Annotated in this window: 12 protein-coding genes; 8 read left to right on the forward strand and 4 right to left on the reverse strand. The window is 69.3% G+C overall.

All coding sequences use genetic code 11. The features are described from left to right. Positions 1-136: 136 nt before the first annotated feature. The gene (locus ACV7JO_RS03715) at positions 137-1,150 is read left to right on the forward strand and encodes a sulfite exporter TauE/SafE family protein (protein ID WP_470355000.1); all 1,014 of its coding nucleotides are present in this window, start codon (positions 137-139) and stop codon (positions 1,148-1,150) included. Between the two features lie 138 nt (positions 1,151-1,288). On the opposite strand, the gene sod is transcribed toward ACV7JO_RS03715, so the two are convergent. Then, on the reverse strand, positions 1,289-1,891 hold the full coding sequence (sod, locus tag ACV7JO_RS03720) for a superoxide dismutase (RefSeq protein WP_470355001.1): 603 nt from the start codon (positions 1,889-1,891) through the stop codon (positions 1,289-1,291). Positions 1,892-2,393: 502 nt separating this feature from the next. Between sod and gcvT the strand changes: the two genes are divergently transcribed. The 5 genes from gcvT to ACV7JO_RS03745 all read left to right on the forward strand — a co-directional run bounded on the left by gcvT (position 2,394) and on the right by ACV7JO_RS03745 (position 10,274). Then, complete coding sequence (gcvT, locus tag ACV7JO_RS03725; protein ID WP_470355002.1) at positions 2,394-3,485, forward strand: glycine cleavage system aminomethyltransferase GcvT; 1,092 nt, start codon at positions 2,394-2,396, stop codon at positions 3,483-3,485. After that, a complete protein-coding gene (gcvH, locus tag ACV7JO_RS03730) occupies positions 3,482-3,865 on the forward strand; it encodes a glycine cleavage system protein GcvH (protein WP_470355003.1) in 384 nt (127 codons plus the stop codon). The genes gcvT and gcvH overlap by 4 nt, the downstream gene beginning before the upstream one ends. 106 nt (positions 3,866-3,971) lie before the next feature. Further along, on the forward strand, positions 3,972-5,312 hold the full coding sequence (gcvPA, locus tag ACV7JO_RS03735) for an aminomethyl-transferring glycine dehydrogenase subunit GcvPA (protein WP_470355004.1): 1,341 nt from the start codon (positions 3,972-3,974) through the stop codon (positions 5,310-5,312). Continuing rightward, positions 5,309-6,727: an aminomethyl-transferring glycine dehydrogenase subunit GcvPB gene (gene gcvPB / locus ACV7JO_RS03740; RefSeq protein WP_470355005.1), complete on the forward strand. Its 1,419-nt coding sequence runs from the start codon at positions 5,309-5,311 to the stop codon at positions 6,725-6,727. The genes gcvPA and gcvPB overlap by 4 nt, the downstream gene beginning before the upstream one ends. A gap of 124 nt (positions 6,728-6,851) precedes the next feature. Next, positions 6,852-10,274, forward strand: a complete 3,423-nt coding sequence (locus ACV7JO_RS03745; protein WP_470355006.1) for a PAS domain S-box protein — start codon at positions 6,852-6,854, stop codon at positions 10,272-10,274. Here the strand turns inward: ACV7JO_RS03745 and ACV7JO_RS03750 are convergent. The 3 genes from ACV7JO_RS03750 to ACV7JO_RS03760 all read right to left on the reverse strand — a co-directional run bounded on the left by ACV7JO_RS03750 (position 10,271) and on the right by ACV7JO_RS03760 (position 11,135). Next, positions 10,271-10,639, reverse strand: coding sequence for a response regulator (locus tag ACV7JO_RS03750; protein WP_470355007.1), 369 nt, complete (start codon positions 10,637-10,639; stop codon positions 10,271-10,273). The genes ACV7JO_RS03745 and ACV7JO_RS03750 overlap by 4 nt on opposite strands. Positions 10,640-10,677: 38 nt before the next feature. Beyond that, positions 10,678-10,887, reverse strand: a complete 210-nt coding sequence (locus tag ACV7JO_RS03755; protein ID WP_470355008.1) for a DUF7511 domain-containing protein — start codon at positions 10,885-10,887, stop codon at positions 10,678-10,680. Between the two features lie 77 nt (positions 10,888-10,964). Continuing rightward, positions 10,965-11,135: a DUF7838 family putative zinc beta-ribbon protein gene (locus ACV7JO_RS03760; RefSeq protein WP_470355009.1), complete on the reverse strand. Its 171-nt coding sequence runs from the start codon at positions 11,133-11,135 to the stop codon at positions 10,965-10,967. An 85-nt stretch (positions 11,136-11,220) separates the two neighbouring features. Between ACV7JO_RS03760 and ACV7JO_RS03765 the strand changes: the two genes are divergently transcribed. Together ACV7JO_RS03765 and ACV7JO_RS03770 are read left to right on the forward strand one after the other, a co-directional pair. After that, positions 11,221-11,889 (forward strand): peptide-methionine (S)-S-oxide reductase MsrA, encoded by a 669-nt coding sequence (locus ACV7JO_RS03765; RefSeq protein ID WP_470355010.1) that lies wholly within the window; start codon positions 11,221-11,223, stop codon positions 11,887-11,889. 84 nt (positions 11,890-11,973) lie between these two features. Next, positions 11,974-12,510 (forward strand): cob(I)yrinic acid a,c-diamide adenosyltransferase, encoded by a 537-nt coding sequence (locus ACV7JO_RS03770; RefSeq protein WP_470355011.1) that lies wholly within the window; start codon positions 11,974-11,976, stop codon positions 12,508-12,510. Position 12,511: the final 1 nt, after the last annotated feature.

Below are 12,511 nucleotides of genomic sequence, written 5' to 3' on the forward strand. Positions count from 1 at the left end.
ACCCGACCGCACGACGGCAGTGCGGTCGGTGTGTAAATCGTTTCAATTGTTACTATAGTCTGCGCGTATGCGACACAAGGTTGCGATGAACTATACCCGCTCTGTGTGGCAGCTAGCAGTACTCTCTTTCACGCCGATGTCCGACCCGAACCGACAGTCCGAACCGATATACACGGAGCCTATCGAGTACGCGGACCCCGAAATCGACAGGCGAGCCCGTCGACTCGACGCACAGCCTATCGCCGACCGGGCCCGCCTGCGCTCCCGCACGTGGCCCCGGTTGGCAGCACTCGTTCTGGGGTACGCGGTCGTCATGCTCGTGAGCGTCACCGTCACCGGCAGCGTCGGGATAGGGGCCGTCACGAGCCTCTTCTTCCCGGCCGTTTTGCTGGCGGGGTTCGCCTTCGAGACGCTCGACTCCGCTTCCGGGATGGGGTTTGGCACGTCGCTGGCTCCGCTGCTGTTCTCGATGGGGTACACGCCGTTGGAAGTCGTTCCGACCCTGTTCCTGACAGAGACGGTCAGCGGCCTGCTCGCCGGCGGGCTCCACCACGAGTTCGAGAACGTCCGGTTCTCGGTGACGCCGCCGCTGACCGAAGCGACGAAGGCGGTCGTCTTACTGGCCGGCGTCGGCATCGTCGGCACGCTGGTTTCGGTTCTCGTCGCCTATCTTCTCGTCGACCTGCCCGAACGCGCCATCGAGTTCTACGTCGCCGGACTGGTCATCACGATGGGAGTCGTCGGACTCCTCCGGCAGTTCCTGCCCCGAGGACAGACGTATCGTCCACGCCGACTCGCCGGGTTCGCGCTGCTCGCCGGTGTCAACAAGGGTATCTCGGGAGGCGGATACGGCCCCGTCGTGACGCTCGGGCAGATATTCTCCGGCGTCTACGAGAAGACCGCCACCGCCATCTCCTCGCTCGCCGAGGGCCTCGTGTCTGGCGTCGGCGCACTCGCGTACGTCGGACTGCTCGCCGCGGGGTTCCCCGTCGAGTACAGCCTCTTTCCGTCGCTCTTTACCGGGGCGTTCTTCGCGGCCATCGTCGCCCCGTACCTCGTCCGCGTGCTTCCCGGGCGCGTTCTGGAGTACGTCATCCCGGTGTACGCGTTCGGCATCGGCGCCGTTGCACTCCTGCAGTTGCTCGGCTGAGTCGCAGTTCCGTCGGTCCGACCGGGACGAACACGCCGATGTACCGACGCCGGTCTCCGGTCACTGTCGTACGCCGAAACGGATTCGACCGGTGATGCCCACGGTCGAAAACAGGGAGTTTGCCTCTCGGCGGGTCGCCTATTCGAACAGCTGCACGGCCTCGTCGTACCGGGAGCCGGGTTCCTCCCAGTCGACGACCTCGAAGAAGGCGTCGATGAAGTCGCCGCGGGCCGGGCCGTAGTCGTAGTAGTAGGAGTGTTCCCACACGTCGAGCGCGAGGACGGGGTGGCTACCCCAGAGCGCGCCTTGGTCGTGCTTGTCGACCGCGACGTTGCGCAGTTGGTTGCTGACGCTGTCGTAGACCAGCAGCGCCCAGCCGCCAGCGGCGGACGCGGCGGCCTCGAACTCGCCCTTCCAGGCCTCGTAGGAGCCGAAGTCCTCCTCGATGCGGTCCCGGAGGTCGCCCGTGGGCTCGTCGCCGCCCTCGGGGCTCATCGACTGCCAGAACAGGTCGTGGAGGATGTGCCCGGAGCCGTTGTGGGTTACGTCCCCGAGCGCGCCGGCCGTCGAGGAGAAGTCGCCGGACTCGCGGTTCTCCGCGAGCGTCTCCTCGGCGCTGTTCCAGCCGTTGACGTAGCCCTGATGGTGGGTGTCGTGGTGCCACGTCAGCACCTGTTCGCTGATGTGCGGTTCGAGTGCGTCGTAGTCGTACGGGAGCGGCGGAAGTTCGTAGTCTGCCATTGGTATCGACAGTACAGACCACGGGCGAGAGGGACATGAGCGTTTTCTGTACTGCGATACGGTAGCGCTTCTATCACGTCTCCGAAACCCGCGGCCGTCCGCGCGCCGACGGTTGTGTCGGGCCCGTACGGTGGTGTCGATTCGAGCGACGCCGCGAGACGTACGAGCGGGAGCGCCGGCGAACTGATGCGGAACTCGGTCGTGACCGTCATCGAGCGGCGGGTCGCTCCACGCGCAGTTAACGCTCTGGATGCGCCGGTGGCTGCGACGACTGGGGTTCGGAACGACGCCGTCCCCTCTCGGCCGGGCAACCGGACCCCGGAACCGGGACGGGCCGCGCCGAGAGCCGCAAATCGGGCGGAACGCGGCCGCTGTTCCGGACCCGCTGACCGCCCATTGGTATATTTGTTATCGTCACATGCGATTTACGAGATGCGCCGCAACCGCGTTCGGCCCGCGAGGGACGCCAAACGGTAAGTCGTCGGGAGGCGTCCGGTCGGCCATGACACTGCGGGAACCCCCGCTCACCGCCGTCCACGGCGACGCCGGCGCGACGTTTACGGACTTCGGCGGCTGGGAGATGCCGGTCGAGTTCGACTCCATCCGTGCCGAACACGAGGCCGTCCGGACCGCGGCGGGCAAGTTCGACGTCTCGCACATGGGACAGGTCACCGTCGACGGCCCCGACGCCGCGGCGCTGATGCAGTCGCTGACCACCAACGACGTGACCGAACTGGACCCCGGCGAGGCACATTACGCCGCCATCACCGACGAGGCGGGCGTCATGCTCGACGACACCGTCGTCTACCGGCTCCCCGACGCCGACCCCGCGGCGTTCCTGTTCGTCCCCAACGCCGGCCACGACGGGGAGATGACCGACCGCTGGACCGACCACCGCGACGAGCGCGGGTTCGACGCGACGGTGACGAACCGGACCGAGGAGTACGCGATGCTGGCCGTTCAGGGACCGGACGCCCCCGACGTGTTGGCTCCGGCGACGGACGTGGCGCTGGGCGACCTCGCGCGGTTCGACGTGGTCGCCGGCACCGTCGCCGGGACGGACGCGCTCGTCGCGCGTACGGGCTACACGGGCGAGCGCGGGTTCGAAGTTCTCGCGCCGTGGGCCGACGCCGAGGCGGTCTGGTCGGCGCTGGACTGTCCGCCCTGCGGGCTCGGGGCGCGGGACACGCTGCGACTGGAGATGGGCTTTCTCCTCTCCGGACAGGACTTCCACCCCGAGGACAACCCCCGGAACCCCTACGAGGCGGGCATCGGGTGGACGGTCGACCTCGACACCGAGTTCGTCGGCCGCGACGCGCTGGAGGGGGTCGACGTGGAGGGGCCGGCCGAGAAACTCGTCGGCCTCGAACTGGTCGACCGGGGCGTCCCGCGCCACGGCTACGAGGTGCGAACGCCCGACGGCGACCGCTTGGGAACGGTCACGAGCGGGACGATGAGCCCACCGCTCGGCGAGGCCATCGCCGTGGCTTACCTCCCCGCCGAGTACGCCGACCCGGACCGGTCGGTCCGCGTGGTCGTCCGCGGCGAACCGAAGAAAGCACGTACCCGGACCACGCCATTCCTCGATAGATGAGCTTCGACGTACCCGACGACTGCCGGTATCTGGCGTCCCACGAGTGGGTCCGGGTCGACGACGGGACCGCCCGCGTCGGCGTCACTGACTTCGCGCAGGACGAACTCGGCGACGTGGTGTTCGTCGAACTGCCCGACGAGGGCGACGCCCTCACCGCCGACGAGGAGTTCGGCGTCGTCGAGTCGATAAAGGCCGTCTCCGACGTGTACGCGCCCGTCTCGGGGACCGTCACCGCGGTCAACGAGCGCCTGTTCGACGAACCGGAACTGCTCAACGACGACCCCTTCGGCGATGGGTGGATGCTCGAACTCGACCTCGCCGACGAGGGCGAACTCGACGACCTGCTCTCACCCGCGGCGTACCGCGACCAGATCGCCTGAGACCGGCGCGAACGGTCTCGCCGCGGTCCGGGCAAGGAGTAGGCTAATGTAGGCCCCGTCGTTACCCTCGTATCATGTTCGTCCGCGCGGTCGGACGCTGTCACCAATGAGCGAGAGAGACACATCCAAGCGGAGTCCGTACGCCCCGCACACGCCGGCTGAGACGGCCACGATGCTCGACGCCGTCGGGGCCGACGACGTGGCGGAACTGTTCGACGTACCCGACCCGGTCGCCTTCGACGGTGAGTTCGGCATCGAGCCCCGGAGCGAGCGCGAGGCCCGGCGCGAGGTCGCCGGCCTGCTCCGGCGCAACGACGACCTGACGGAGTTTCTGGGCCGGGGCCACTACGACCACTACGTCCCGTCGGTCGTCGACGACCTCGCCTCGCGCTCGGAGTTTCTGACCTCCTACACGCAGTACCAACCGGAGGTCGCACAGGGGTTCCTGCAGGCGCTCTTCGAGTACCAGTCGATGCTGGTCGAACTGACCGGGCTGGACGTGGCGAACTGCTCGATGTACGACGACGCGACGGCGCTGGGCGAGGCCGCCACGCTCGCCCGGCGCGTCCGGTCGGTCTCGGGCGACCGGGTGCTGGTCCCCGACCACCTCCGGACGGGGAAACGCGCCGTCTTGGAGAACTACGCCGACGGCCCCGGCCTCACTGTCGAGTCGTATCCGATGGCCGACGGCGCGGTCGATACGGACGCGCTGGCCGCGGCCGTCGACGGCGACACCGCGATGGTGTACGCGGAGACGCCGACGGTCCGTGGCGTCGTCGAGGAGTCGCTCTCGGCGGTCGGCGACCTCGCGGCCGCCAACGACGCCCTGTTCTGTCTCGGCTCGGACCCGGTCGCGCTGGCGCTGCTGGAGCGGCCCGCCGACGTGGGTGCCGACGTGGTCGTCGGCGACGCCGCCTCGCTGGGGACCGGCACCGCCTACGGCTTCGGTCTCGGGATGTTCGTCACCCGCGAGGCGCACCTCCGGCAGGTGCCGGGCCGCCTCGTGGGGGCCAGCGAGGACGCCGACGGCCGGCGGGCCTACACGCTGACGCTCCAGACCCGCGAGCAGCACATCCGCAAGGAGCGGGCCACCTCGAACATCTGTACGAATCAGGCGTGGGTTGCCCTGCGGGCGGCGATGCACGCGGCGTGGCTCGGCCCCGACGGCCTCGTCGACCTCGCCGAGGACTGCGTCGCTCGCGCCCGCGCCATCGCGGCCGAACTGGACGCCATCCGCGGCGTGCAGGCTCCGGTTCACGACCGCCACCACTTCCGGGAGTTCGTCGCCCGGACCGACCAGCCAGCCCCGGCCATCGCCGACGACCTCGCGGCGCGGGGCTACGCCGTCCACGCCGTCGACGACCACCTCGTGCAGGTGTGTGCGACCGAGACGACCGCCGAGGCCGAGGACGCCTTCGTCGAGACGTTCGCGGAGGTGGCCCGATGAACTACGACCAAGCGCGCTGGACCGACAGCGAGGAGCGGTACGAGCCGCTTCTCTCGGAGAAGGGCGCTCGGGAGGTCAGCGTCGAGGACGGACCGCTGCCCGACGACCTGACCCGCGACTCGCTGACACTGCCCGACCCCGCGGAGCCGGAACTGGCGCGTCACTACACCCGGCTCTCGCAGATGAACTACGGCGTCGAGAGTGGCCCCTTCCCGCTTGGCTCGTGTACGATGAAGTACAACCCCTCCTTCACCGAGGACATCGCCGCCCGGCCCGAGGCCGCCGTCCACCCGGATCGGCCCGACAGCACGGTACAGGGGACGCTGGCGCTGTGTCACCGCCTGCAGGACTATTTGGGGCGCGTCGGCGGGATGGACGCCGTCACCCTCCAGCCCCCAGCCGGCGCGGCCGGCGAGTTCACCGGCATCCGGATAGCGAAGGCCTACCACGAGCACAACGGCGACGACCGCTCGGAGGTGGTCATCCCCGACTCCGCCCACGGCACCAACTTCGCCACGGCGGCCATGGCCGGCTACGACGTAGTCGAACTCCCCAGCGGCAACGACGGCCGGGTCGACCTCGACGCGCTCGAAGCCGCCGTCGGCGACGAGACGGCGGCGCTGATGCTCACGAACCCCAACACGCTGGGCCTGTTCGAGCGCGACATCGAGGCCATCGCCGACATCGTCCACGACGCGGGCGGGCTGCTGTACTACGACGGCGCGAACCTCAACGCCCTGCTGGGGCGCGCCCGGCCGGGCGACATGGGCTTCGACGTGATGCACTACAACGTCCACAAGACGTTCGCCACGCCCCACGGCGGCGGCGGGCCGGGCGCGGGTCCGGTCGGCGTCACCGAGGAACTGGCCCCGTTCCTGCCCGCCCCCCACGTCCGGGCAGTCGACGGCGGCTACGAGCACTACGACCCCGACCGCACCATCGGGAAGGTCCACGGCTTCTACGGCAACTGGCCGGTACTGGTCAAGACCTTCGCGTACATCGCTCGACTCGGTGACGACGGCCTGCGCGACGCCAGCGCCAAGGCCGTCCTGAACGCCAACTACCTCGCCGAGCGAATCGACTACGAGGTGCCCTTCGGCCCGTTCCACCACGAGTTCGTCGCCAGCGCGGGCGAGCAGGACGCCGCCGACGCCGCCAAGCGGATGCTCGACTACGGCGTCCACCCGCCGACGACGAAGTGGCCCGAAATCGTCGACGAGGCGCTGATGACCGAGCCGACCGAGGCCGAGAGCAAGCGCTCGCTGGACCAGCTCGCGGCGGCGTTCGACGCCGTCGCCGCCGAGGACGACGCGACGCTGGCGGCCGCCCCGGAGCGGCCCGCGGCCCGCCGCATCGACCAAGTGAGCGCCGCCCGGGAGCCCCGGCTCTCGTGGCAGACCCTCGACGACCGCTGAAGACCCCGCATTCTCGGGGTCAGGCTCGCCCCAGTTGCCAGCGCTGATAACCGACCGCAGGGCTTACCTTATCCGCCGCGTTAACCGTGATAGTTCGATACGAATGCCCGGTGCCACTGCAGTCGTGTACGTCCGTCCGGACACCGCTGGCGACGGTGCCCCGCCGCGCTCGCTCGGCGACGGCGGGCGGCTCTCCGTGACGACGGTAACGTCTCCCGACGCCCTCTGGGACGCGCTCGGCGACTCGAACGCCGTCGTCGTCTGCGAACAGGACCTCGGTGACGGGCCGACCGGTCTCGACGTGTTGGAGGCGGTTCGGGAGCGGCGGCCGTCGCTTCCGGTCGTCCTCTGTACCACCGAGCCCGACGGTACCGTCGCCGCCGCGGCGACCCGCCTCGGCGTGACCGAGTATGTCCCGCGGTCCGAGGGCGACCTGACCGACCGCGTCCTCGCGGTCGCGGCCGACCACGCCGACGACACTCGGAGCGAGCGCGGTATCCGCGCGAACAACGACTCGCTGCAGGCGCTGACGCGCCTCACCGCGAGAGAGGACCTCTCGAACGCCGAAACCATCGACCGCGTCCTCGAACTCGGGGCCGACAGGCTCGGGATGTCGCTGGGGTATCTCACGCGCGTCGACGGCGACGAGTACGAGGTCGAACGGGTCGTCGGGGAGCACGAACTCATCACCCCCGGGCAGTCGACGGACGTCTCGAACACGTACTGCCGCCGCGTCGTCGGTACCGACGAACTGCTGACGATACGGGACGCGCCAGCCGAGGGGTGGGCGGAGGACCCCGCCTACCAAGCCAGCGGCCTCGCCTGCTACGCCAGCGGTGCCATCCGCGTCGACGACGAGCTGTACGGGACGCTCTGTTTCGCCGACTCCGAGCCCCGCGAGGAACCGTTCACCGAGTCCCAGCGGACGTTCATGGAACTGCTCGTCGAGTGGGTCGGCCGCGAACTCGAACGCCGCTCGCGCGAGGCGGAGTTAGAGCGCTACGAGAACATCATCGAGGCAGTCGACGACGGCGTCTACGCCCTCGACGACGAGGGCAACTTCACGTTCGTCAACGGCGCGATGACGGACCTCACCGGCTACGACGAGGACGCCCTGTTGGGCGAGTACACCGGCGTCGTCAAGACCGACGAGATAGTCGCCCACGCAGAGTCGGTCCTCCGGGAGATGCTGTTTGGCGACCGCGACGACGAGGCGACCTTCGACCTCGAACTCCAGCGCAGCGACGGCACCGGCTTCCCGGCCGAGGACCACATGACGCTGCTGTACGGCGAGGACGACGAGTTCGTCGGCAGCGCCGGCGTCGTCCGGGACGTCACCGAGCGCAAACAGCGCGAACGGAAGCTCCGAGAGGCCCACAACCGAATCGAGCAGATTCTCGACCGCATCGGCGCGGCCTTCTTCGCCGTCGACGACTCGTGGGAACTGACCTACTGGAACCACCGGGCCGAGGACGTGTTGGGCCGGTCGGCCGAGGAAGTGATGGGGGAGAACCTCTGGGACGTGTTCCCCGACGCGGTCGGGATGACGTTCCACGAGGCCTACCACGAAGCGATGGAGTCGCAGGAGCCGGTCGCCTTCGAGGAGTACTACCCGCCCGTCGAGAAGTGGTTCCGGGTCAACGCCTATCCATCGGAGAACGGCCTCTCGGTGTACTTCCACGACATCACTGACCAGAAAGAGCGCGACCAGAAGCTCTCCGCGCTGCTCGACACCACCCGGTCGCTGATGCAGGCCCGGACGCCCGAGGCCGTCGCCGGGACGGTCGTCGACGCCGCCCGCGACGAACTGGGGTTCGCCTACTCGCTGGTCCGACTGCACGACCCCGACGACGACGCGCTCGTCCCGGTGTCGAAGACCGACGACGTCCCCGACCGGCCGATATACGACGCCGACGAGGCGTTCCCCGGCGAGGCGTTCCAGCGCGACGAGACGCTCCTGCGGGACTTCGCCGACGTCGACGGCTACGACGACCGGGACATCGAGAGCGTCATGTACGTCCCCATCGGCGACCACGGCGTCCTGAGCGTCGGCTCGCCGGCCACAGACGCCTTCTCCGAGGCGGACGTGTCGGTCGCGGAAATCCTCGCCTCCAACGCCGCAGCCGCGCTCGACCGCGTCGAGCGCGAACAGGAGCTCCTGCGCTACGAGACGGTCGTCGAGAACGTCCGCGACATGGTGTACGTCCTCGACGCCGACGGGCAGTTCCGGCTGGTGACCGACCAGCTCGCCGACTGGCTGGGCTTCGACCCCGAGGCGATGCTGGGCTCTCACCCCGGAAACGTTCTCGACGCCGCGGCCGTCGAACACTTCGAGGACCAGATACGACAGCTCAGGGCCACCGACACAGACGGGACGAAAGTGGAGACGGAACTGCGGACCGCCGACGGCGAGGACCGGCCGGCCGAGATAGAGATCTCGCTGCTCGACGGCGAGGTGTTCCGCGGGACGGTCGGCGTCGTCCGAGACCTCACCGAGCTAAAGCGGGCCCAAGAGCGGCTCCGCGACGAGCGCGACCGCTTCTCGTACCTGTTCAACAACCTCCCCGACCCCGTCGTCGAGTCCTCGTTCGGCGAGGAGGGGTCGGCCGTGCGCTCGGTCAACCCGGCTTTCGAGGAGGTGTTCGGGCTCAGCGCGGCCGAGGTGGTTGGCGAGGACCTCGACGACTACTTCCTGCCGCCCAACGAGGCGGCCGTCGAGGCGGCCGAACACCTCTCCGAGCGGGCCGCCGCGGGCGAACCGACGGAGGCCGAGGTCAGGCGTCGGACCGACGACGGCTTCCGGGACTTCCTGTTTCGCGGCGTCCCGTACCGGCGCGAGAACGACGGCATGCACAGCTTCGGCATCTACACCGACATCACCGACCAGCGCGAGCGCGAGCGCCGGCTGGAGGTCCTCAACCGCGTCCTGCGCCACAACCTCCGCAACGACCTGACCGTCGTCATCGGGCTGGCCGACGAGGTCTCGGACCGCCTCGACGACGACGCGCTGGTCGACCTGCTCGACCGCCTCCGGACGAAGGCGACCGACATCTCGTCGCTCTCGGACCGCGCCCGCGAGATAGAGCGCTCGGTTCGCCGGGACGACCACGGGACCGACCCCATCGACGTGCCGACGGCGGTGGCCGACCTCGCCGAGACGTATCGCGAGCGGACCGGCGTCGCGGTCGACACGTCGCTGCCCGACGCGTCGGTGACGGCCGGCGACGGGCGGTTCCGGCGCGTCCTCGACGAGCTGTTCGAGAACGCCGCCGAGCACACCCCCGACGGGACGACGGTTACCACGACCGTCAGCGTCGAACCCGAGACGGTCGCGGTGACGGTCGCCGACGACGGGCCGGGCATTCCCGCCCACGAGCGGGCGGTCCTGACCGGTGACGAGCCCATCACGCAGTTGAGCCACGGGAGCGGGCTGGGGCTGTGGCTCGTCACGTGGGTCACGGAATCCTACGGCGGGACGGTCGAGTTCGGCAAGTCGGCGGCCGGCGGGGCGGCGGTGACGCTGCGGCTCCCGCGGACGACCGGTTAGACGGCCTCGCGGACGTGGTCGGCGAGGACGCCGTACTGCTCGGTGCCGGTCCCCTTCTGGACGACGCTGGTAACCCCGGCGGCCTCGGCCTCGGACGCGACGTCCTCGCGTTCCCGGGCGGTAAACAGGAAAAACGGAACGTCCGGGTGGGTCTCTCGGAGGGCGCTACACAGTTCGAAGCCGTCGAGGCGCGGCATCTTCAGGTCGCTGACGACCGCGTCGAACCCTCCGCTTCGCGCCCGCTCCAGCGCCCGCTCTGGGTCCGGCTCCGCGGTGACGTCGAAGCCGTCCTCCTGCCCGAGGAACGTCCCGACTATCTCGAGTACGTCCTCGTCTTCGTCGACCAGTAGTACCTCGACGCTCATTACCTACTACTGTGGCCGTCGTCTGTTAAAAACCACGGTTACCGGGCGTCGTGCAGGTCGACGACGACGTCTCGGTCGACGCTCAGCCACGTCGACATCCGCGCGACGCTCGACAGCCCCGGCGGGTAGACGGTGCAGCGGTCCGGGCCGTCGCTGTACTCCACGACGGTCGACTCAAGCCTGACCCCGTTCGTGGCTCCCCCGTCCCGACGGTCGCCGTCGGCGACCCAGTCCGGCTTCGTGCTCATTGTCTCCACGTGGGCGCTCGACCGAGGCCGGTAAAGATGCTGCTAAGAACTCTCCCGAGCGCTATTGAGAACTCCGTTCAGGCGGCCTGTCCGGTGTCGACCTCGCTGTCGATGCGGACGAACCCGTAGTCGCACTCCGGGCAGTGCCACTTCACTTTCCGCCCCAGATGCATCGACGTGCTGGCGACTTTCCAGAACTCGCGGTACTCCTCGCACTCCGGGCAGTAGTGTTCGAGTTCGAGGCTCATACGCGGTCTTTTCGGCCGGCGCAATTGAAGCTCCCGGTTTCGCCCGCGCCGACGGACACAAACCCGTCCGGTCCTTCCCTCGCCCATGCGCGACTCCGAGACGGCCGACCGGCACACCGCCGAACTGGAACCCGACGCGACGGCACCGCCGCCCGGCGAGACGGCCACCGCGACGTTCGGCATGGGCTGTTTCTGGAGCCCGGACGCTCGCTTCGGCGCGACGCCGGGCGTCGTCCGGACCCGTGTCGGCTACGCCGGCGGCTCCGACCCGGACCCGAGCTACTACGCGCTTGGCGACCACACCGAGGTCGTGCAGGTCGAGTACGACCCCGACGCCCTGTCCTACGCCGACCTGCTGGAGCCGTTCTGGGCGAACCACGACCCCTTCTCGACCCCGCACAAGCGCCAGTACCGCGGCGTCGTGTTGGCCCACGACGACGCCCAGCGCGCGGCCGCCGAGCGCTCCCGGGACGCACTCGAAGACAGGACCGGGACGACCGTCCGGACGCCGGTCGAGTCGCTCGACGGGTTCACGCTCGCGGAAGACTACCACCAGAAGTACGAACTCCGGTCGACGCCGGTCGTCGGCGACGAACTCGCCGCGCTGTGTGGCGACGCCTTCGTCGACTCGACGGTCGCGGCGCGGCTCAACGGGTTCGTCGCCGGACACGGCGACGACCGCCAGCGACGGGCGTTTCTCGCCGACGTGGCGCTCTCGCCGGCGGCGCTCTCTGAGGTCCGCCGGCGGCTCTGAGGCCGCCCGTCGGTGTCCCGGTCCCGCCGCGGTGCCAATCCGTTTCGCCCACGGCTATAAGAGCGTGGCAGTGCCACGTCCGGTATGACCATCTACACCGGGCGCGGCGACCAAGGGCAGACGGACCTCCGGACCATGGACCGCGTCTCGAAGGACAGCCGGCGCATCGAGGCCTACGGCACCGTCGACGAGGTCAACGCCCTCGTCGGCGTCGTCCGCCCGACCGGCTACGACGACATCGACGACAACCTCCGGGCGATACAGAACCACCTCCACATCGTGCAGGCCGACTTCGCCAACCCACAGCCCGAGGAGGGCGACCCCCGACTGACAGAGACCCACGTCGACGCCGTCGAGGACATCATCGACGACGCCGACGCCGAACTCGACCCGCTGGAGTCGTTCGTCCTCCCCTCGGGTTCGGAACCCGGCGCGAAGCTCCACCACGCGCGGGCGGTCTGTCGCCGCGCCGAACGCCGGGCCGTCTCGCTGGCCGCGGAGGAGGCCGGCGTCAACGAGACGGCCATCGTCTACCTCAATCGCCTCTCGGACGCGCTGTTCACCCTCGCCCGCCTCGTCAACAAGCGCGAGGGCGTCCGCGAGGAGAACCCCGAGTACTGAC

This window comes from Haloarcula sp. MBLA0138 (assembly GCF_055632455.1).